Source organism: Monashia sp. NPDC004114, from assembly GCF_053603855.1.
In genome coordinates this window covers 62,143-82,913 of record NZ_JBSGGK010000005.1, presented here as the reverse complement: position 1 = coordinate 82,913, position 20,771 = coordinate 62,143, and the positions used below count along the sequence as shown (strand labels likewise).

Sequence of the window (20,771 nt, the reverse complement as noted above, 5' to 3'; positions counted from 1 at the left end):
GCCGCGGCTGACCCGCCCAACCCGCGGGCCGACGCGACCGGCCCGACCACCACGCTCGTTGGCCTACCCCCTGCGGCGGAACCGGTCCGGCAGGTCGCGCCACACCGTCACACCGGCCTCGGGCCACAGGAAGGACCGCAGCCGGATCTGCCACGCGCGGGTGCGCCCGACCTGTCGCCTGATCGTCCGGATGTCGCGGTGCAGCCGGATGGCCTCTTGCGGTGTGGTGCGCTCGGGCAGGTCGTATCGCGCCTTCTCGAGGGTCGCTGTAACGCGCTGCATCGCGGTGGCGTTCGCCTCGTCGAGGTGGCCGTCGTGGACGTAGCGGTTGCTCAGCTGCCGCAGCGTCGATCCCGGGGGAGGTCTGAGTCCGAGATCGCGCAGGTGGGCTGTCAGGTCGAGCCACTCGGCCTCGATGAGGTCCTGTTGTGTCACTGCGGCGCGTCGGCGACGGAGCCTGATGAACCACGCGGTGAGCGGCATGATGAACGCCGCGAGCAGACCGATGAGCCCAGCGAGCACGGTGACGACGTTGCGGACGCTGAACACCGACCCGAGTGTCTCGACGATGTTCTTGGGCGCAGGGGCGACGGTGTCGCTCTCCTTCGTCGTGCGGGTCACGTGCGGGCTGTTCGCGCCGCCGGACGCGGTCTCGTCGACGGACCGCCCACCGCCGGTCGCGCCGGCGCCGGCACCTGCGACGGCATACGGCGGGGGCGTGCCGGAGCGGGCGCCGGGGGTCGGCTCGAACCGGAGCCAGCCGTAGCCCTGGAAGTACAGCTCGGGCCACGCGTGTGCGTCGCTGGCCTTGACGATGTACTTGTCACCGGACCGCACGCCGGGTAGGAAGCCGATGGCCATCCGGCCGGGGATGCCCTGCGCGCGCGCCATCATGATCATCGCCGTCGCGAACTGGACGCAGTAGCCGCGCTTGGTCTTCGCGAAGTTCTCGATCGGGTCGAGCAGGCGACCGTTCTCGTCACGCAGTGACTCACCGAGGTCGAGCGAGTAGGTGTAGATCGACGTGTCGCGCAGGTGGTCCTGGATCGCGATCGCCTTGTCGAGCTCGTTCGTCTTGCCTGCGGTGACCCGGTCGGACCACTGCTGGATGAACTCGCGGGTGCGGTCCGGGATGGAGAGGTCGTCGGGCGTGATGTCGGGGGAGTCCGGGGCTCCGACCTGCTGCAGCAGCGGTGCGGCGGGGGCGACATCGGAGTAGGTGATGCGGTAGCTGCTCACGGGCTGGGCGACCCGCACGTCGCGGGTGATCGGGTCGATGGACCAGGCGGTGCCCTCCATGGCGACGGCCACGACGGGGTACGGTGCCGCGACGTGCGGCGCCGCGAGTGTGTTGTCGGTGACGGAGATGACGTAGTCGCGCCGGCTCGACGGCGGCGGTAGGGCCGCCGGGGCCTCGGGCTTGGGACCTGCTGACCCCACGACCTTCCACTCACCCCGCGAGTAGTACGACGTGGCCAGGACGCGCAGCGGCGGCCGGGTGAAGGCCGTCGTCGTGTAGCTCAGCACAGGGGTCTGGTCCGCGTTGGTGAGGCTGCGAGCGAGGTCGAGTGTGTCGTTGAAGCCGACGGACCCCTCGCCGCCGCTGCCGGCGGTGCGGCCGAGGCCTTCGGTGAGGTATCGCGGCGGGAAGTGCGGCACGACCGCTGGGACGATCACGGCGATGAGCACGCCGACCGCGCCGAGCTTGAACGCAGTTCCGGAGAAAGAGCGCATGGCAGCCCGGTCATGAGCGACCTCATCGACCTCGCTGTGCTCGGCCGCGCTCGCGGTGGCCCAGCGGCCGAACGATGCCCGCGCTGTCGTGTGCAGCATCAGCAGCCACAGCGCCACGGGCACGATGAAGTAGCGCAGTGCCAGCGCCTCCTGGCCGTTGGCCGCGGTGATGAGGTATGCCGTCAGGAGCGGCAGCCCGGCCGCCGCGGGTGAGCGCCACGTGGCCGCCGTCGCGTCCACCGCGATGGCGACGAGCGCGACCGCGATGACGAGACAGAAGGTGACGCCCTCGTTGAGCGGAGCAGGGGCTGTGTAGCGCTGGATGGTCTCCAAGGCCTGCAGCCCGAAGGCGTTGGCGAGCTCCGCGGTGGTGCCGGTCGGCACCACGAAGAAGAACGTGTCTCCGGCGAACTTGGCGAGGATGAGGTACCCGACGACGAGCACCTGAACGACCACGACGAGGATCTTGGAGCGGGTCGCGCCGCGCATGATGAGGCCGATGATGGCCACGAGCGCGATCACGGCAATCGCCTGCGACAGCCAGCCCGAGTCCGTGAACAGGCTCGTGATCGGCCAGATCGACGCCAGCGTGGCCAGCGCGGCCAGGAGGGTGATCCTCCAGCGGCGGCGTGTCATCGGCTGCCTCCAACGGTCGCGGCGGTGAGCACGGCCCACGCGTGGCTGATGTCCTCGTCGCGCTCCACCGCGACGGCGCGCCAGCCGGCCAGCCGCAGCGCGTCGACGTGGGCGAGGGCGTCCTCGGCGTGGGTGGTCCCGAAGGATCGGGAGTCGACGACGAACGCCAGGCCGGTCGTGCCGGGCTGGCGCAGGCTGGCCACCCGGGACGTGACGTCGCGGTCGTACGGCCCGACGATGGCGAGCACGAAGCCGCCCGTCGAGGCGAGGGACTGGGCCGCCCGCAGGATCTCGTCCTGGCCGGTGTCCTCACGCATCTCGGTCACGGCGAGCACGTCCAGGATCTCGTCGACGGTCATCGTGTCGGAGACACGCGAGCTGTCCACGGTCTCCGCGCACACCAGGTGGACGGCATACCCGGACTCGCACAGGTGCACGGCCACCGATGCCGCAGCAGTCACGGACCACTCGAACGAGCTCGACACTCCGGTGCCGCCGTGGGCGGCGGGTCGTGGGTCGATGAGCACGATGGCACGCCGCTGGGCGGGACGGTCCTCCTGGCGGACCATGAGGTCGCCGGTGCGGGCCGTGGCGGGCCAGTGGATGCGCCGCAGGTCGTCGCCGTCGCGGTACTCGCGGATCGTCACGTCGTCCTCGCCGTGCAACGCGATGAGATGGGCCTGCTCACCCTCGGACCCGACACCCGAGCTGGGCTGGCGGCTCGAGGAGAGCGGGTGCACAGCGGGCAGGACGACGAGGTCCGTGGTGCCCTCGAGGACGGCATGGCGGTTCGCCAGCCCGAACGGGTCCTGCACCTGCACACCGAGCGGGCCGAGACGGTGTCGCCCTCGCACGTGCGACCGGACGCCGTAGTCGATGGCCCGCACGCGGCCGGGCGGGATGCGGCCCACCACGAACCGCGGTCGGTCACCGAGGACGTAGTCGAGCCGTTCCTCGGCCAGGAAGATCGGCGTCGTGTTGGTCGAGACGTTCTCGAAGGAGAGCGTCACGTGGGCGTCCTGGCCGACGCTGATCCGCTCCGGATGGCTGTGCCGCTCGATCCGCATCCGCGTCTTGCGGGTGCGGACGAGCACAGCGGAGACCATCGGCAGCCCGATGAGGAGCACACCGAACCGCGTCAGGTCGCGGAACCCGAAGATGATGCCGGCCAGGACGAGGACGATCCCGGAGCCGAAGAACGCGCGTCCCCGGGTCGTGAGGACGCTGCGCAGCGCGCGCATTGCCTCGGTCCGCTCAGCGTGCGGCCGGGGGAACCGGCACCTGGCGGAGCAGGTCGACCACGACCTCGGCGGTGGTGCGGCGAGCCAGCTGGGTCTCGCTCGACGGCATGAGCCGGTGGGCGAGGACCGGGGAGGCGAGCACCTGCACGTCATCGGGGATGACGTGGTCGCGCCCGTCGAGAGCCGCATGGGCCCGCGCGGCCCGCAGCAGATGCAGCGCCGCCCGGGGCGAGGCCCCGAGGCGGAGAGCAGTCGTCGACCTGGACCGGCTGACCAGGTCGACGATGTACTGCCGCACCGCCGGGCTCGCGTGGACCCTTGTCACCGCGTGCACGACCCGGTTGATCGTGTCGGCGTCGGTGACGGCGGTCAGCTTCTCCAGCGGTGACTCGGCCCCATGGCTCTCGAGCAGGTCGAGCTCGGCGTGCGGCGCGGGGTACCCCATCGAGATCCGGGCCATGAACCGGTCGCGCTGTGCCTCCGGGAGCGGGTACGTGCCCTCCATCTCGATGGGGTTCTGCGTGGCCATCACGATGAAGGGTGCCTGCAGGGGATAGGTGGTGCCGTCGACCGTGACCTGCCGCTCCTCCATCGACTCGAGGAGAGCGGACTGGGTCTTGGGCGAGGCGCGGTTGATCTCGTCGCCGACGACGACGTTGGCGAAGATCGCGCCGGGCCGGAACTCGAAGCGCCGCGCATCCTGGTTGAAGATGCTGACGCCGGTCACGTCGCTCGGCAGCAGGTCGGGAGTGAACTGGATGCGCCGCACCGACGCGTCGATCGACTTGGCCAACGCCTTGGCCATCATCGTCTTGCCGACGCCCGGCACGTCCTCGATGAGCAGGTGGCCCCCCGCGAAGAGCACCGTCACGGTGGTTCGCACCACGTCGGCCTTGCCCTCGATGACGCTCGTCATCGCCTCCATCAGGCGGTCCGCCACGCCATGGACGAGGGCGAGGTCTGCGGCCTCGGCAACCGTCGTGGTGTCGAGCCCGGTGTCCGTCGTCGTCACGCTGTCCTCCGCTAGTCGTGTCCCCTGGTCGAATGCGCAGCCCTGCTCGTGGCGGGTGCGCGACCCGTCAGGTGATCTTCTCCCATGGACCCCGGGTGCCGGTAGTGACCACTCAGTCGTGACCGGATGGAGACCAACAGCAGCCCACGGCTCTGGTTCCACTTTCCACCACCCCAACGTCCTACGCACCGTTTCGGTTCGGTGAGATCGCGAGCTGGAACGGCCGACAGGGCGTTCGGCGCCTCCTCAAGGCCCCACCGGCGTATGCCGGAGGGCCCGTTGTTCGTCCACGGCGGGGTCGCGACGGCGCTGGTTGCCGTCCGGTGTGTCCGGTTCGCTCCATGGTGGTGCGCAACCCCTCCACTTCCCCCCACCTCCTCTGACCTGCGCAAACGCGGCGGAGACGGCGTCGCAAGGGCTCAAGTATCGTTGACGGTGGAGCAAAGTGGAGTATCGTGGGGCGGCAAGGAAGGGAATGGGGACGCCCGCGGGTCGACAAGGGGAGGTGGCGGACCATGTTTCTCGGGACGCACACGCCCCGGCTCGACGAGAAGGGCAGGCTGTTCCTGCCCGCGAAGTACCGCGACCGGCTCGCGGGAGGACTCGTCGTCACCCGTGGCCAGGAGCGGTGTCTCTTCCTCTATCCCATGGACGAGTTCGTCGCCGTCGCCGAGCAGATGCGCCAGGCTCCCACCACAAGCAAGGCCGCGCGCGACTACATGCGTGTCTTCCTCTCCGGTGCCTCAGACGAGGTCCCCGACAAGCAGGGGCGGTTCACCATCCCGGCGAACCTGCGACAGTACGCGGGGCTCGACCGCGAGGTCACCGTCATCGGAGCCGGATCGCGCCTCGAGATCTGGGACAGCTCGGTCTGGAACACCTACCTCGAGCAGACCGAGCAGAGCTTCGCGGACACCGCGGAGGAGGTGATCCCTGGCCTCTTCTGACCGCCACCCCGCCCGAGCCACCGACAGCCGACCAGCCTGAGCCACCCGAAGCACCCGACGTACCTAGGTGCCGGCCTCCAGCCGCCGCTCCCTCCCGAGACGACTTCCCCCGTCGCGGGCGACGCAGCGGATGGGGACCAGCCCCCAGGTGCCAGACGACCAGGCGGCGCCCAGACCCGCCGACCAGCCCCGCCGACCAGCCCCGCCGACCAGCCCAGACCGAACCGTCCAGACCGAACCGTCCAGACCGAACCGTCCAGACCGAACCGTCCAGACCGAACCGTCCAGACCGAACCGTCCAGACCGAACCGTCCAGCACCGGCGGCAACCCCTCCACCTTCACCCCGCACGGCAGACCCCTATCCCCGAACAAGTCACACCAGTCACATGCGTCACGTACGCATCAGGACTCACAGCATTACGAGCGTGAAGGACAACACGATGAGCGACCGAGGACCCGCGCAGGGGCGACACGTCCCCGTCATGCGCGACCGGATCCTCGACCTGCTCGCCCCGGCGCTGGAGCGTCCGGGAGCGATGCACGTCGATGGCACGCTCGGGATGGGTGGGCACGCCGAAGGCGTCCTCGAGCGCTTCCCGGAGTGCACGGTCGTGGGCATCGACCGCGACCAGGAGGCCCTCACCCTGGCCGGCGAGCGGCTGAGCCGGTTCGGCGACCGCTTCCGGCCTGTGCACGCTGTCTACGACGACATCGACGAGGTCGTCGCCGACCTGGGTCTGCAGTCTGTCGAGGGCATCCTGTTCGATCTCGGCGTCAGCTCGCTGCAGCTCGACGAGGCCGACCGCGGCTTCGCCTACCGCGTCGACGCTCCGCTCGACATGCGCATGGACCAGTCGACGGGCCTCACCGCCGCCGACGTGCTCAACACGTACCCCGCCGACGAGCTCACCCGAATCCTCAGGGAGTACGGCGAGGAGAGGTACGCGCGCAAGATCGCGAATGCCGTGGTGCGCGAACGCGAGTCGGCGCCGTTCACGACCTCGGCACGCCTGGTGGAGCTGCTGCGCCGGGTGATCCCGGCCGCCTCCCAGCGACAGAGCGGACACCCGGCCAAGCGCACCTTCCAGGCCCTGCGCATCGAGGTCAACGACGAGCTGGCGGTCTGGCGTCGCGCCATCGATGCCGCCATCGACGTGCTGGCGCTCCACGGGCGCATCGCCGTGCTGTCCTACCACTCTCTCGAGGACCGCGTGACCAAGCGCGCGTTCACCGCCGGCGCGACCTCCAGCACGCCGCCAGGACTGCCCGTCGAGCTTCCGGAGCACGCGGCATACCTCTCGCTCGTGACTCGCGGCGCGGAGGAGCCCTCCGACGCCGAGGTCACGACAAACCCCCGCGCCGCCTCGGCCCGCCTACGCGTGGCCGAGCGAGTGCGCGACACGTCCCCGCACTCAGCCCGCACCTCCAGGAAGGGAACCGACCGATGAGCCAGATGACCGCTGCGGCACGACCGCTGCGCGCCCCACGGCGCACGCCGGGCCCCGTGCCGCTCCGCGTCATCCCGACGCGGATCGCCCAGTCGGGCAACGGCGCGTTCGCCACGATCTGCATCGTCCTGCTCACCGCCGGACTCATCGCGCTGCTGTTGCTCAACACGGCCCTGGCGCAGGGCTCGCTCGTCCTCGGCGACCTCCAGCGGGAGTCGGCGCGCCTCGCGGACACCTCGAGCAACCTGCAGGAGGAGATCGACCGGTCCTCGGCCACGGGGGCCCTTGCGCTCAGCGCGTCCCAGCTCGGGATGGTCCGGATGAACCAGCGCGGGTACATCGACCTGGCCACGGGCTCGGTCTCCGGAGAGCCGGAGCCGGCGACGAGGAACAACGCGTTCCCGATCGTGACCAGCCCGACGCCCTCGAAGGTCACCGCCCAGGTCAAGAAGCTGCTCGACTCGGCCACGAAGGCGGCCAAGGCCCAGCAGGCCCCGCCCGCAGGCGCGGCCGCCGGGGCCGCTACTGGTACGGCGACCGGCACGCCGACGGCCCCGCCCACTCCCGGCGCCACACCGACCGGACAGCCCACGGGGCAGCCAACCGGGCACTCGACCGCCCCGCTCTCCACGAAGCCCACGTCACCGCCCGCGGCGACAACCGCCCCCACCCCCTCCCGACCGGGCACGGACCCGACGACGACGAGGTGACGCAGTGACCGAGCCGCGAGGCACCGACCCCCGCCGGGGCGCCCGCACGACCGCGGGACCCTCCGCAGCGGGGCGGCCGACCCCCGGGGGCGCGACGCCGCGATCGACAGGCCCGAAGGCCGGCACGGCCGGAGCGTCCGGCCGCGGTGGTGCGACTGGACGTGGCACGGTCCCCGGCCGGCCCGGCGCGGCCGGTCGCCCGGCTTCAACCGGTCGGGCCGCCGCCGGGCGAGGCGCCGCGGGTCGAGACGCCACCAGTCGAGGCACCTCCAGCCGAGACGCCACGGCGACCCGACGCGGCCACGCGGACCGCGGCCGCGGACCCACGTCCGCGAAGAGCCCGGCGTCCGGTAAGGGATCTGCGTCCGGGCGGGCAGCGGCCTCCACCGCGCGTGGAGCGACGTCCGCACGCGCCGCGGCCGCAGGCGGACGGGGTGCCCCTCCGAGCGGGCGTACCTCGAACGGGCGCACCACGAGCGGGCGCACGACGAGCGGGCGCACGACGAGCGGGCGCACAGCCCAGGGCATCCGTGGCCCAGCTCCGCAGGGCCGCGGCCCGGCGCCGAAGCGTCGGCCCGTCCCACCGAGGCCGCCGCGCCGCCGGCGGGTGCTGCGGCTGTCCAAGGCGAACCCGCGGCGCCGGGCCCGGATCATGTTCGTCGCGATCCTGTTCGTCTTCACGATCTTCGCCGGGCAGCTGCTCCGGATCCAGGCGTTCGACGCCTCGGCGACCCAGGCGGCGGCCCTCAACAAAAGGTCCTTCGAGCAGATCACACCGGCGATGCGCGGCCAGATCCTCGACACGAACGGGCAGGTGCTGGCCGACTCCGTCGAGCGGTTCACCATCGCCGCCGACCCGAAGATCATCCCGGGGTACACCGTCGACGTCGGCGGCTCGCGTCAGAAGGTCGGCGTCACGCGAGCCGCTGCCGATCTCGCTCCGCTTCTCGACATGAGCGCCACCCAGCTGACGACCCTGTTCACCCGGCCGAACACCCGGTATGTCGTGGTCAAGAAGGACGTCAACCCTGCGATCTATCGAGAGATCCGCGCGCTCGGCATACCCGGGATCACCGGCGAGCGCACGGCACAGCGCGTCTACCCGACCTCGATGGCCCTCGGCCAGCTCGTCGGCTTCGTGCGCCCGGCAGACCAGAGCGGGGCGGCCGGGGTCGAGCAGATGCTCGACAAGACGCTTGCCGGCACGCCCGGCAAGACGATCGCGGAGCGAGCCCGGGACGGCTACATCATCCCGGGGTCGCAGCGCGTGGACACGCCTGTGGTGAACGGCCACGACGTCAAGCTGACCATCGACGCCGACCTTCAGTGGTACGCGCAGAACGCCCTCGCCAAGCAGGTCACCGCAGTCGGCGCCGAGTCCGGCACCGCCGTCGTGATCGAGGTGGCGACGGGCAAGATCCGCGCTGCCGCGAGCTACCCGACGTTCGACCCGAACGACCTCGCCGACGCCAAGCCGCAGAACCTCAACAACTATGCGTTCAACGACGCCTTCGAGCCGGGCTCGACGGGCAAGCTGATGACGATGGCGGCCGCCTTGGAGCAGAAGGTGATCACCCCTGACACCGGCGTGATCGTGCCGTCCCGGCTCCCGCGGGCCGGTACCCGGTTCAAGGACAACGAGCCGCACGGCACCGAGTACATGACCGCCACCGGAGTGCTCGCGAAGTCGTCGAACATGGGCACGATGATGATCGGCGAGCGCGTCCCGCCGGCGATCATGGAGGCGTACTACCGAAAGTTCGGGGTCGGCTCGAAGACGCCCGTCGGGTTCCCGGGGGAGTCCGCCGGACTGCTGGCCAAGGCCAAGGACTGGGTCTCCACCAGGCGGTACACGGTGCTGTTCGGGCAGGGCTACGCAGTCACCGCCATCCAGCAGGCGAGCGTGTTCCAGACGATCGCCAACCGCGGAGTTCGAGTGCCTCCGTCGCTCGTCGAGGGCACCTACAACGACGCGGGTACCTTCGTCCCTTCCACGCCGACCACGCCCTACCGCGTCGTCACGCAGGACACCGCCGTGAAGCTGTCGAGGATGATGGAGGAGGTGACCGGCGAGAACGGCACCGCCAGCGCCGCCCGGATCAAGGGGTACCGCGTCGCAGGCAAGACCGGAACCGCTGACCGCTACGACGAGAAGCTCGGCCGGTACAACGGCTTCACTGCCTCGTTCATCGGCTTCGCCCCGGCCGAGAACCCCAAGTACGTCGTCGCGGTCTTCATCCAGAAGCCGAGCGCCGGCATGTTCGGCGGCATGCTCGCCGGGCCGGTCTTCAACCAGGTGATGACCTACCTGCTCGAGCGCACCGGAGCGCCGCCGAGCCCGAAGTCGACCCTCGACTACCATGTGTGGGCCACCAAACCGCTGTCGCCCAGCGACCCCAGCGTCATCAGCAATGACCGGGCCAAGCGGGACGGCCTGTAAGTTGGGATGACGTGTCACCTTCCCCCATTCGACCCGCCACGTCGGGCGTGCTCCTTCGCGACGTGACGTCTCGGATCGAGGGCGAGCCGCGCGCCGCTGCCAGTGTCCGCACCGTCCTGCCCGGTGGGCCCGAGGGCCACTCGGGGAGCGCTTTCGGAGGCGCCGACGTGCGCGTGACCGGCGTCAGCCTCGACAGCCGCACGGTCTGCCCCGGTGACCTGTATGCCGCGCTGCCGGGGTTCAACGTGCACGGCGCGCGCTTCGTCGCCGACGCCGTGGCCCTCGGGGCCGTCGCGGTCGTCACGGACCCGGAGGGCCTGGCGCTCGTCGGCGAGCCCGCGGTGCCGACCCTCGTCACCGACGACCCGCGCAGCGTGCTGGGCGTCGTCGCGGCCGAGGTCTACGGTCAGCCCTCACGCGACCTGACGATGATCGGCATCACCGGCACGAACGGCAAGACGACGACGGCATACCTGGTGGAGTCCGGGCTGCGCGCCCATGGGCAGCGCACCGGCCTCATCGGCACCGTCGAGACGCGGATCGGCGACGAGCGGGTCGAGTCGGTGCGCACCACCCCGGAGACGACCGACCTGCACGCGCTGCTCGGGCTGATGCGTGAGCGCGGCATCGATGCGTGCGTCATGGAGGTGTCGAGCCACGCCCTGCGCCTGCACCGTGTCGACGGCGTCGTCTACGACGTGGCCCTGTTCACCAACCTGTCGCAGGACCACCTGGACTTCCACCCCTCGATGGAGGACTACTACACCGCGAAGGCCTCGCTGTTCGCCCCGGAACGGTCGCGGGCCGCCGTTGTCTGCGTCGACGACCCGTGGGGACGGCGCCTCGCCGCCGAGGCGACGGTGCCGACGACCACCCTCGCGACCTCGGCCGACCCCACCGTGCGAGCGACCGCCGACTGGGTCGTCGTCGAGGGCGAGGCCGGTGCCTTCACGCTCCGCCATGGCCGGGCCGGACGTGAGATCACGCTCGTATCGCACCTGCCCGGGCACTTCAACGTCGCCAACACGGCGCTCGCAGCGCTCGCACTCGTGCTCTGCGGCATCCCCGACGCTGCGGTCGAGGCGGCGATGGCGGTCGCGCCCGACGTGCCAGGTCGGATGGAGGTCGTCTCGGCCGGTACGGCAGGCGAGCCGCGGTGCGTCGTCGACTTCGCCCACACGCCGGACGCCGTCGACGCCGCGCTCGACGCGCTACGGCCCTCCACAGCCGGCCGGCTGATCGCCGTGCTCGGCGCCGGCGGCGACCGAGACCGAGGCAAGCGGCCGGCCATGGGCGCGGCGGCGGCTCGCCGTGCCGACATCGTCGTGGTCACCGACGACAATCCGCGAAGCGAGGACCCTGCCGAGATCCGCGCCGCCGTCATCGCCGGCGCCCGCGAGGCCGTCCGGTCCGGCGACGCTACGGCAGTCGAGATCATCGACGGAGGGTCCCGCACCGCTGCCATCGCCGAGGCCGTCGCGCTCGCCACGGTCGGTAGGCCCGGTCAGGCAGCTGCGGTCGGCCACGTCGACGACGCTCGCGCGCCCGGCCGCGTCCAAGCAGGGGATGTCCGCCTCGTCGACACCGTGGTGGTGCTCGGCAAGGGTCACGAGAAGGGTCAGGAGATCAACGGAGTGAAGCACCCGTTCGACGACCGCGACGCGCTGCGCGCCGCACTCGCCGCCGTCACCACGTCAGGAGTGGCGCGATGATCCCCTTGTCTCTCAACGAGATCCGCGACCTCACGGGCGGTGTCCTGCGCGGTGCCGACGCAGCTGACGCCGTCCTCGTGGACGGCACCGTGACGACGGACTCCCGTGACTGCGTCCCGGGCAGTCTCTACGTCGCCCGGGTCGGGGAGCATGCCGACGGGCATGACTACGTCGCCTCTGCGGTGGCCAAGGGTGCCGTCGCGGCGCTGACGTCACGTCCGGTCGACGGGGCGCCGTGCGTCGTCGTCGACGACGTGCAGACCGCTTTCGGACGGGTCGCTCGCGGTGTCGTCGACCATGCGCCGGAGCTGCGGATCGTTGGCATCACCGGGTCGTCGGGGAAGACGACGACGAAGGACCTTCTCGCCTCGGTCCTGTCCTCGGTGGCGGAGACCGTGGCGCCGGTCAACTCCCTCAACGGCGAGATCGGCGTCCCGCTGACCGTCTGCCGCGTCACCCCGACCACGCGCTTCCTCGTCGCCGAGATGGGTGCCCGCGGTGTGGGCCACATCGCGTATCTCACGCAGATCGCGCCGCCTCAGGTCGGGATCGTGCTCAACGTCGGGACGGCCCACGTCGGTGAGTTCGGCTCACGCGAGAACATTGCCATCGCCAAGGCTGAGCTGCCGCAGGCTGTGCCCGCCGAAGGCCTTGCGATCCTCAACGCCGACGACCCGCTCGTGGCGGCGATGGCCGACGGTCTCGGTTGCCGGGTGCAGCTCGTCGGACTCTCCGCCGACGCCGACCTCCGGGCGAGCGATGTGAGCCTGGATGAGCGCGGGAGAGCGGCATACACCCTCCTCACCCCCGCGGGCGAGGCCCGGATCTCGTTGCGCTACAGCGGATCCCACCACGTCGGGAACTCGCTGGCGGTCGCCGCCGCGGCCCTCGAGCTCGGCCTCTCGCTCGACCAGGTCGCCGCCGGACTCTCGTCCGCAGAGCCCGCGAGCCGATGGCGGATGGAGATCACCGACCGGCCGGACGGGGTCGTCGTGGTCAACGACGCCTACAACGCCAACCCGGACTCGATGCGGGCGGCCCTCGACGCCGTCGCCGCCATGGCGGCGACCGGAGAGCGATGGGCGGTGCTCGGAGGGATGCTCGAGCTGGGACCCGACAGCGACGCCGAGCACGCCGCCGTCGGGGCGTATGCCGCCCGGCTGGGGCTCGACCACATCGTGGCCGTCGGCGCGGGTGCTCGGCCGATCGCCGATGCGGCCCCCGGGTCCGAGTGGGTCGAGGACAGCGACGCCGCCCACGACCTGCTCGAGGCTCGGCTCCGCCCCGGTGACATCGTGCTGCTCAAGTCCAGCCGGGACAGCGGGCTACGGTGGCTCGGGGACCGTCTCGCCGGCATACCGTCTGGCGCCAGCAGTCCAACCGCGGCACCGAGCGGGGCGGCGACCGAAGCCGGGACCGGTTCAAGGCAGACTGACGCAGACGCGACACAGACACGAGCGACAGCAGGAGCAGGAAGGGTGGTCGAGCAGTGAAGGGTGTGCTCTTCGCAGCCTCGATCTCGCTGCTCATCTCGCTGTTCGGCACGCCCCTGTTCATCAAGTTCCTCGTCAAGCGCGGCTACGGCCAGTTCATCCGCGACGACGGCCCGACCTCCCACCACACCAAGCGCGGCACGCCGACGATGGGCGGCACCGTCATCATCGCCGCGACCCTCGGGGCCTACGCCCTCGCGCACCTGTTCACCCTCAACCCGCCCACCGCGAGCGGCCTGCTCGTGCTGTTCCTCATGGCCGGGCTCGGCTTCGTCGGCTTCCTCGACGACTTCATCAAGATCAGCAAGCAGCGCAGCCTCGGCCTGCGCTCGAAGCAGAAGCTGGCCGGCCAGGCGCTCGTCGGCATCATCTTCGCCGTCCTGGTCCTGCTCTTTCCCAACGACCAGTACCGCACGCCGGCATCGCTGCTCGTGTCGTTCGTCCGAGACACCAACATCAGCCTCGCGCTGGGCGGGAGCAGCGTCGTCGGCGTGATCCTCTTCGTCATCTTCGCGAACGTGATGATCGCGGGCGCGTCCAACGGCGTGAACCTCACCGACGGTCTCGACGGCCTGGCCACGGGCGTCTCGACGATGGTCTTCGGCGCCTACGTCCTCATCAGCATCTGGACCTTCAACCAGAACTGCCAGACCAACCCCGGCATCAAGTGCTACGAGGTCCGAGACTCGCACGACCTCGCACTCGTCGCCGCGGCCGGCATGGGGGCGTGCTTCGGGTTCCTCTGGTGGAACGCCACCCCCGCCAAGATCTTCATGGGCGACACCGGATCGCTCGCCCTCGGCGGCGCGCTCGCAGGCCTGGCCATCACGACCCACACCGAGCTGCTGCTCATCATCCTCGGCGGCATGTTCGTCCTCGAGACGCTCTCGGTCGTGGCCCAGGTGGCTTCGTACAAGACGACCGGTAAACGGGTGCTACGGATGGCCCCGTTGCATCATCATTTCGAGATGGTCGGGTGGAACGAGGTCACCGTCGTGGTCCGCTTCTGGATCATCGCGGGCCTCTTCGTCGCGTTCGGTCTCGGTGTCTTCTACGCCGAGTGGGTGGTGGGGTCTCAGTGACCTTCGACCCGGCCTACGAGCCCAGGCCCGGGCTGACCCACCGGGACGCCGACTGGTCGGGCATCAACGTCCTCGTCGTCGGGCTCGGTGTCTCCGGTTTCGCCGCCGCCGACGCGCTCGCCGAGCGGGGCGCCCAGGTCACGGCCGTCTCCCGTGATGCCACCGACGCGATCGTCGAGCGCGCCACGATCCTCGAGATCCTCGGCGTCGACGTGCGCCTCGGCCAGGAGCACCTGCACCGCGCGCCGGAGGGCACCGAGCTCGTCGTCACGTCGCCCGGGGTCCCGCCCCACGACCCGCTCATGCTCGCGGCCGCGACCGACGGCATACCCGTGTGGGGCGAGGTCGAGCTCGCTTGGCGGATGCGCGCGCAGGACGGCGCGGCGCCCTGGCTCACCGTGACCGGCACGAACGGCAAGACGACGACGGTCGGAATGCTCGCGTCGATCCTGCAGGCCGCCGGACTGCGCGCCACGTCGGCGGGCAACATCGGCACGCCCCTGCTCGAGGCGGTGCTGCACCCCGAGCCCTACGACGTGCTGGCCGTCGAGCTGTCGAGCTTCCAGCTGCACTGGCAGCGGTCCGTGTCGGCTGTGGCGTCTGCGGTGCTCAACGTCGCGCCCGACCACCTCGACTGGCACGGCAGCTACGCCGAGTACCTCCGCGCCAAGGGCAAGGTCTACGAGAACACCCACCTGGCCTGCATCTACAACGTCGCCGACATCCAGACCGAGCAGCTCGTCATGGAGGCCGACGTCATCGAGGGCTGCCGCGCGGTCGGGTTCACGACCGGCATCCCCGCGCCGTCGATGGTCGGCATCGTCGAGGACGTGCTCGCCGACCGCGCCTTCGTGGAGCAGCGCCAGCGCTCGGCGGCCGAGCTGTGCACCCTTGCCGACCTCCAGGGCGACGGGCCGCCTCCTGCACCCCACTACATCGCGAACGCGCTCGCCGCGGCCGCCCTCTCCCGGGCCTACGGGGTCGGGCCGATCGCTGTGCGTGACGGCCTGCGCTCCTTCCGCCCCGACCCGCACCGCGTGGCCGAGGTGGCGACCGTGCGTGGCATCCGGTTCGTCAACGACTCCAAGGCGACGAACCCGCACGCGGCCGCCGCGTCGATCCGGTCCTTCGACTCCGTCGTGTGGGTCGCCGGCGGACTGCTCAAGGGCGCCGACGTCGACAGCCTTGTCGAGGAGATGCGTTCCCGCCTGCGCGGCGTGGTCCTGCTCGGCGCCGACCGCGACCAGATCGCGCAGGCCCTGGCACGACACGCCCCGGATGTCCCCGTGGTCGACGTGTCAGAGACCGACACTGGGGTCATGGACCGCGTCGTGAGGGAGGCAGCGCGACTTGCCCACCGCGGCGACGTCGTGCTGCTGGCGCCCGCCGCGGCGTCGATGGACATGTTCGCCAACTACGGTGCGCGCGGCGACGCGTTCGAGGAGGCGGTTCGGCGGTTCGCAGCGGCAGCCGGGGGCGAGGCGTGAGCGCGACGACGGCCGGCGACAAGTCCTCGACGAAGGTCTCCTCGGGCTCACGGTCGCTGCCGGTCATCGGCAAGCTCGAGTCGCCGCTGACGACCTACTACCTCATCCTCGGCACGACGACCACCCTCGTGGTCATCGGCCTGATCATGGTGTTCTCGGCCTCGAGCGTCGAGGCGCTGCTGTCCGACGAGGCCGCCTACACCATCTTCGTGCGCCAGCTGGGCTTCGCCGTCGTGGGTGCTGTCGCCGCGGCCATCGCGGCACGCATGTCCCTCGCCTGGTGGAAGCGGCTGGCCGTCCCGGTCGTGGTCATGTCCGCTCTGCTGCTCGCCGCCGTCATCCCGTTCGGCAAGGCGGTCGGCGGCAACCAGAACTGGCTCGTCGTGGGGCCGCTGCAGTTCCAGCCGTCCGAGCTGGCCAAGATCGGCGTCATCCTCGCGGGCGCCCTGATCTTCGCGAACAAGGCCTCCCGCATGGCGAGCACGCTGCACGTCCTGCTGCCGTACCTCGTGCCCGTCGTCGCGGTCATCATCGGGCTCATCCTCGCCGGTCATGACCTCGGCACAGCGATCGTCATCCTCGTCATCGTCGGAGCGGTCCTGCTCGTCGCGGGCGCCCCCAAACGCGTGTTCGCGCTGGGCGGGGTCCTGGCGATCGCAGGCGTCGCCTTCCTCGTCACGAGCAGCTCGAACCGCACGAGCCGCATCTCGAACTTCTTCAACCCCGCCTGCCAGGCCGACCCGGACGGGTGGTGCGGCCAGTCGGTGCACGGCATGTACGCCCTCGCCGACGGCGGATGGTGGGGCGTCGGGCTCGGCGCGTCGAAGGAGAAGTGGGCGTGGCTGTCCGAGGCCCACAACGACTTCATCTTCGCGATCATCGGCGAGGAGCTCGGGCTGCCCGGCACGCTCGTCATCCTCGCGCTGTTCGGGATCCTCGCCTGGGCGTGCTTCCGCCTCGTGAGCCGCACCCAGGACCGCTTCGTGCGCATCGCCGCGGCCGGCATCATGGCCTGGCTGCTCGGGCAGGCCATCGTCAACATCGGCGCGGTGATCGGCCTCCTCCCGGTGATCGGCGTGCCCTTGCCACTCGTGTCCGCGGGCGGCTCCTCACTGGTGACAACCCTCATCGCGCTTGGCATCCTGTTGTCCTTCGCCCGCAACGAGCCCGGCTGCCGGGCGCTGCTCGACGCACGCCCAGGCATGATCCGCCGCTCGCTCGCGGTCCTCCCGTCCCGCGTCCGATCGGGCGCCACCCGTCGCAGAAGTCGGTGATCCTCCGTTGTCCTCGCCAACCTCGGTCCTGCTCGCTGGGGGAGGCAGCGCCGGTCATGTCTCGCCGCTGCTCGCACTCGCCGACGCCCTGCTGCGCCGCCACCCGGACCTGCGGGTGACCGCCCTCGGGACGCAGGAGGGACTCGAGGCGCGGCTCGTGCCGGCCCGCGGCTTCGACCTGCGCTTCGTGCCGAAGGTGCCGCTGCCTCGGCGCCCGAGCGGCGACCTGCTCCGGCTGCCCGGCCGGCTCAAGTCCGCCGTAGCGGCCGCCGGCCGGGCGATCGACGAGACGGGGGCCGAGGTGGTGGTCGGCTTCGGCGGCTACGTCAGCACGCCGGCATACCTGGCGGCGCGGCGGCGCCACGTCCCCATCGTGGTGCACGAGCAGAACGCTCGGGCGGGCCTGGCCAACCGCATCGGCGCACGGTGGACGAGCCATGTGGCGACCACCTTCGGCGGCACCTCGCTGACGCATGCGACCCGGGTCGGGATGCCCCTGCGGCGCGAGGTCGCGACCCTCGACCGCGAAGCGAGACGCGCGGACGCGCGGGCCGGGTTCGGCCTGGCGCCCGACCTGCCCACCGTTCTCGTCACGGGCGGGTCCCTCGGCGCGCAGCGGCTCAACGACGCCTTCAGCGCCCGCGTGGCCCAGCTCAGCAGTGCCGGCGTGCAGGTGCTGCACGTGACCGGCCTCGGCAAGGAGTTCGTCCCCGACGTGCCGGAGCACGGTGCCCCCTACGTCGTCCTGCCCTACGCCGACCGGATGGAGCTCGCGTATGCCGCTGCCGACCTGGTCGTAGCCCGCTCCGGAGCCAACACCGTCTGCGAGCTGACCGCGGTCGGCCTGCCCGCGGTCTACGTGCCCTTGCCGATCGGCAACGGTGAGCAGCGCCTCAACGCCGCCGAGGTGCTCGACGCCGGTGGCGGACTGCTCGTCGACGACGCGTCCTTCACGCCGAGCTGGATCGACAGCCATCTGGTGCCACTGGTCACCGACAGTGCGCGGGTCGCCCGGATGGCGGCGGCGAGCCGCGCGCTGGGCGAGCCTGCCGCCGACGAGCGCCTCGCCGACATGGTGGACGCTGCGGCTGCGGAGGGTCTCGCGGGCGGGGGGCCGTCATGACCGTCAGCCCTCACACCCCGTCCGTCGACGACCCGTTCGCGGCGGCCCGCTTCGACTTCAGGGCGCCGGTGCCGGACGCGAAGGATCTCGGTCGCGTCCACTTCCTCGCCATCGGCGGCGCCGGCATGTCGGGCGTCGCCCGCATCATGCTGGCGCGGGGCATCCCCGTCACGGGCAGCGACGCCAAGGACGTCCCCGTGCTCAAGGCTCTGGAGAGCGAGGGCGCCGGTGTCTGGGTCGGCTTCCACGAGGCGCACCAGGAGCGCGCCGACGCGGTCGTCATGAGCTCGTCGATCCGCGACGACAACGTCGAGCTCGTCGCCGCCCGCGCCCGCGGGGTGCGCGTGCTGCACCGCGCCCAGGGCCTCGCCGCACTCATGCACGGCCGCCGACCGGTTGCCGTGGCCGGCGCCAACGGCAAGACGACGACGACCTCGATGCTGACGGTGGCGCTTCAGGGATGCGGCCTGGACCCGTCCTTCGCCGTCGGCGGCGAGCTCGCCAAGCACGGCACGAACGCCCATGACGGCACCGATGACATCTTCGTGGTCGAGGCCGACGAGAGCGACGGGTCCTTCGTCGTCTACCGCCCCGAGATCGCCGTCGTCACGAACGTCCAGCCGGACCACCTCGACTTCTACGACAGCTTCACGGTCGTTCAGGCGGCCTATGCCGCGTTCGTCGGCACGATCCGGCCGGGAGGCCTGCTCGTCACCTGTGCCGATGACGCGGGCGCGGTGACCCTCGCGGAGCGGGCCCGGTCGACCGGCGCCCGGGTGGTCACCTACGGCTTCTCGCCCGATGCGGACGTGCGCCTGCACGACCACCGCGCCGACGGTGTCACGGCGACCGTCGGGCTGGTCGACGGAGGCGCTGAGCACACGATGACCCTGGCGGTGCCAGGGCGCCACAACGCGCTCAACGCGGCCGCTGCGTATGCCGCCGCCGTCCACGGCCTCGGCCAGCATCCCGAGCAGGTGCTCGCGGGACTGGCCTCGTTCACCGGCACCCGGAGGCGGTTCGAGCCCAAGGGCGAGGCCGGTGGCGTCGTGGTCGTCGACGACTACGCCCACAACGCCGGAAAGGTCGCGGCCGTGGTCGAGACCGCCAAGGACCTCGTCGGTGAGTCGGGTCGGCTGGTGGCCGTCTTCCAGCCGCACCTCTACAGCCGCACCCGTGACTTCGCGAGCGAGCTGGGCGCCGGGCTCTCGCCCGCCGACGTCGTGGTCGTGATGGATGTGTATGCCGCTCGGGAGGACCCGGTCCCGGGCGTCTCCGGGGAGCTCGTGGCCGATGCGGTGCGCGCGGCCCGGCCCGCTGCTGAGGTGCACTACGTCGCCTCCTGGTCCGAGGCGCCGCCCACCGTGGCCGGACTGGTTCGCCCCGGCGACCTCGTCCTGACGATCGGTGCGGGTGACGTGACGATGATCGGGCCGGAAGTGCTGCGCCTGCTCGGTGGTGGTCCCGGGTGATGCTCGAGCGGGGGAGTGCTCGGCGGCGTTCCGGACATGGTGGCCGGGCGAGCGGCGGCGCGAGCGGCGGCAAGGGGGTGTCGTCATCCCTGGCCCGGTTCGAGCGGCGCGCCGCGGCGGCCAGACGGCGGCCACGGGTCGTTCTGGCCGTTCTCGTCGTGGCACTCCTGCTGGCCGGCGTCGCCGTCTGGCTCGGATGGTTCAGCAGTGCCCTCAACGCCACGACGGTCGAGATCCGCGGCGTCACCGGCCCGGCCGCCGCGCAGGTCAGGTCGACGGCGGCCGTGCCCCTCGGGGGTCCGCTGCTGCGGGTCGACACGGACGCCGTGGCACGCCGGGTCGTCGCCGGTCGCGAGTGGACCGATGTCAGCGTGAGCCGCAGCCTGCCCCATACCGTCGTGGTCACGGTCACCCCACGCGTGGCGGTCCTCGCCGTGCGCAACCCTCAGGGTCAGGTGGACGTCGTGGATCGCGAGGGTTTCGCGTTCCGGACCGTCGCCTCGGCCCCGCCCGGCGTGCCTCTCGTCACCTCGAGCGCCGACCAGGTGTCGGCTCAGGGCGTCGCGGCAGCGCTCCAGGCTCTCGGCTCGTTGGAGCCCAAGCTGCGCGCCGACGTCTCAGGCGTCACGGTGTCCGTGGCGGACCAGGTCACCTTCACGATCAAGCCCGACAAGGGCGCCCGCAAGACCGTGGTCTGGGGCGGTGCCGGCTCTGGTGAGCTGAAGGCGAAGCTCGTGAAAATCCTTCTGCCACAGCCTGGTTCGACGATCGACGTCAGTGTCCCGTCGTCGCCTGTGACGCGCTGAGCCCGGTTGCCGGACGGCGCTCGCCGTGCCCATGACGCCGCCGCGACGCTTCGTGGCGGGCGCCTGCGGGGCCGGCTCCGGTTTGGCTCGGGCCCGGCCAGCCGGAGGACAGGGCGGACCTAGACCGGGACGTGCCGCTGGGCCGAGGGTGGC

General features: G+C 71.3%; 15 protein-coding genes. 12 read left to right on the top strand and 3 right to left on the bottom strand.

Annotated elements, in window-relative coordinates; genetic code table 11:
* Window positions 1-63 precede the first annotated feature (63 nt).
* The 3 genes from ACWEOW_RS08685 to ACWEOW_RS08675 are packed head-to-tail and all read right to left on the bottom strand — an operon-like array spanning window position 64 to window position 4,623.
* The gene (locus ACWEOW_RS08685) at window positions 64-2,370 is read right to left on the bottom strand and encodes a transglutaminase family protein (RefSeq protein ID WP_452268783.1); all 2,307 of its coding nucleotides are present in this window, start codon (window positions 2,368-2,370) and stop codon (window positions 64-66) included.
* Window positions 2,367-3,611 (bottom strand): DUF58 domain-containing protein, encoded by a 1,245-nt coding sequence (locus ACWEOW_RS08680; RefSeq protein WP_452268782.1) that lies wholly within the window; start codon window positions 3,609-3,611, stop codon window positions 2,367-2,369. The genes ACWEOW_RS08685 and ACWEOW_RS08680 overlap by 4 nt, the downstream gene beginning before the upstream one ends.
* Window positions 3,612-3,624: 13 nt before the next feature.
* A complete protein-coding gene (locus tag ACWEOW_RS08675; RefSeq protein WP_452268781.1) occupies window positions 3,625-4,623 on the bottom strand; it encodes an AAA family ATPase in 999 nt (332 codons plus the stop codon).
* 515 nt (window positions 4,624-5,138) lie between these two features.
* Between ACWEOW_RS08675 and mraZ the strand changes: the two genes are divergently transcribed.
* The 12 genes from mraZ to ACWEOW_RS08615 all read left to right on the top strand — a co-directional run bounded on the left by mraZ (window position 5,139) and on the right by ACWEOW_RS08615 (window position 20,618).
* Entirely contained in the window at window positions 5,139-5,570 is a 432-nt protein-coding gene (gene mraZ, locus ACWEOW_RS08670) for a division/cell wall cluster transcriptional repressor MraZ (RefSeq protein WP_452268780.1), read from the top strand.
* Between the two features lie 441 nt (window positions 5,571-6,011).
* Window positions 6,012-7,019 carry a 16S rRNA (cytosine(1402)-N(4))-methyltransferase RsmH gene (gene rsmH / locus ACWEOW_RS08665; RefSeq protein WP_452268779.1) on the top strand — a complete coding sequence of 336 codons (1,008 nt, stop codon included), beginning with the start codon at window positions 6,012-6,014 and terminating at the stop codon, window positions 7,017-7,019.
* Entirely contained in the window at window positions 7,016-7,729 is a 714-nt protein-coding gene (locus tag ACWEOW_RS08660) for a hypothetical protein (protein ID WP_452268778.1), read from the top strand. The genes rsmH and ACWEOW_RS08660 overlap by 4 nt, the downstream gene beginning before the upstream one ends.
* Window positions 7,730-8,336: 607 nt before the next feature.
* Complete coding sequence (locus ACWEOW_RS08655; protein ID WP_452268777.1) at window positions 8,337-10,169, top strand: peptidoglycan D,D-transpeptidase FtsI family protein; 1,833 nt, start codon at window positions 8,337-8,339, stop codon at window positions 10,167-10,169.
* A 62-nt stretch (window positions 10,170-10,231) separates the two neighbouring features.
* Window positions 10,232-11,881 carry a UDP-N-acetylmuramoyl-L-alanyl-D-glutamate--2,6-diaminopimelate ligase gene (locus ACWEOW_RS08650; RefSeq protein WP_452268776.1) on the top strand — a complete coding sequence of 550 codons (1,650 nt, stop codon included), beginning with the start codon at window positions 10,232-10,234 and terminating at the stop codon, window positions 11,879-11,881.
* On the top strand, window positions 11,878-13,374 hold the full coding sequence (locus ACWEOW_RS08645) for a UDP-N-acetylmuramoyl-tripeptide--D-alanyl-D-alanine ligase (RefSeq protein ID WP_452268775.1): 1,497 nt from the start codon (window positions 11,878-11,880) through the stop codon (window positions 13,372-13,374). The genes ACWEOW_RS08650 and ACWEOW_RS08645 overlap by 4 nt, the downstream gene beginning before the upstream one ends.
* A complete protein-coding gene (gene mraY, locus ACWEOW_RS08640) occupies window positions 13,371-14,456 on the top strand; it encodes a phospho-N-acetylmuramoyl-pentapeptide-transferase (protein ID WP_452268774.1) in 1,086 nt (361 codons plus the stop codon). The genes ACWEOW_RS08645 and mraY overlap by 4 nt, the downstream gene beginning before the upstream one ends.
* On the top strand, window positions 14,453-15,943 hold the full coding sequence (murD, locus tag ACWEOW_RS08635) for a UDP-N-acetylmuramoyl-L-alanine--D-glutamate ligase (protein ID WP_452268773.1): 1,491 nt from the start codon (window positions 14,453-14,455) through the stop codon (window positions 15,941-15,943). Before mraY ends, murD begins: the two co-directional genes overlap by 4 nt.
* Window positions 15,940-17,217, top strand: coding sequence for a putative lipid II flippase FtsW (gene ftsW / locus ACWEOW_RS08630; protein ID WP_452268772.1), 1,278 nt, complete (start codon window positions 15,940-15,942; stop codon window positions 17,215-17,217). Before murD ends, ftsW begins: the two co-directional genes overlap by 4 nt.
* 7 nt (window positions 17,218-17,224) lie before the next feature.
* On the top strand, window positions 17,225-18,340 hold the full coding sequence (gene murG / locus ACWEOW_RS08625; protein WP_452268771.1) for an undecaprenyldiphospho-muramoylpentapeptide beta-N-acetylglucosaminyltransferase: 1,116 nt from the start codon (window positions 17,225-17,227) through the stop codon (window positions 18,338-18,340).
* Window positions 18,337-19,812 carry a UDP-N-acetylmuramate--L-alanine ligase gene (gene murC, locus ACWEOW_RS08620; RefSeq protein ID WP_452268770.1) on the top strand — a complete coding sequence of 492 codons (1,476 nt, stop codon included), beginning with the start codon at window positions 18,337-18,339 and terminating at the stop codon, window positions 19,810-19,812. Before murG ends, murC begins: the two co-directional genes overlap by 4 nt.
* Window positions 19,812-20,618, top strand: coding sequence for a cell division protein FtsQ/DivIB (locus ACWEOW_RS08615; RefSeq protein WP_452268939.1), 807 nt, complete (start codon window positions 19,812-19,814; stop codon window positions 20,616-20,618). Before murC ends, ACWEOW_RS08615 begins: the two co-directional genes overlap by 1 nt.
* Window positions 20,619-20,771: the final 153 nt, after the last annotated feature.

Bases quoted from the DNA above. Each gene is read 5' to 3' on its own strand.
- ACWEOW_RS08685 (WP_452268783.1), bottom strand. From the start codon at position 2,370: ATGACACGCCGCCGCTGGAGGATCACCCTCCTGGCCGCGCTGGCCACG.
- ACWEOW_RS08680 (WP_452268782.1), bottom strand. From the start codon at position 3,611: ATGCGCGCGCTGCGCAGCGTCCTCACGACCCGGGGACGCGCGTTCTTC.
- mraZ (WP_452268780.1), top strand. From the start codon at position 5,139: ATGTTTCTCGGGACGCACACGCCCCGGCTCGACGAGAAGGGCAGGCTG.
- rsmH (WP_452268779.1), top strand. From the start codon at position 6,012: ATGAGCGACCGAGGACCCGCGCAGGGGCGACACGTCCCCGTCATGCGC.
- ACWEOW_RS08660 (WP_452268778.1), top strand. From the start codon at position 7,016: ATGAGCCAGATGACCGCTGCGGCACGACCGCTGCGCGCCCCACGGCGC.
- ACWEOW_RS08645 (WP_452268775.1), top strand. From the start codon at position 11,878: ATGATCCCCTTGTCTCTCAACGAGATCCGCGACCTCACGGGCGGTGTC.
- murC (WP_452268770.1), top strand. From the start codon at position 18,337: ATGACCGTCAGCCCTCACACCCCGTCCGTCGACGACCCGTTCGCGGCG.
- ACWEOW_RS08615 (WP_452268939.1), top strand. From the start codon at position 19,812: ATGCTCGAGCGGGGGAGTGCTCGGCGGCGTTCCGGACATGGTGGCCGG.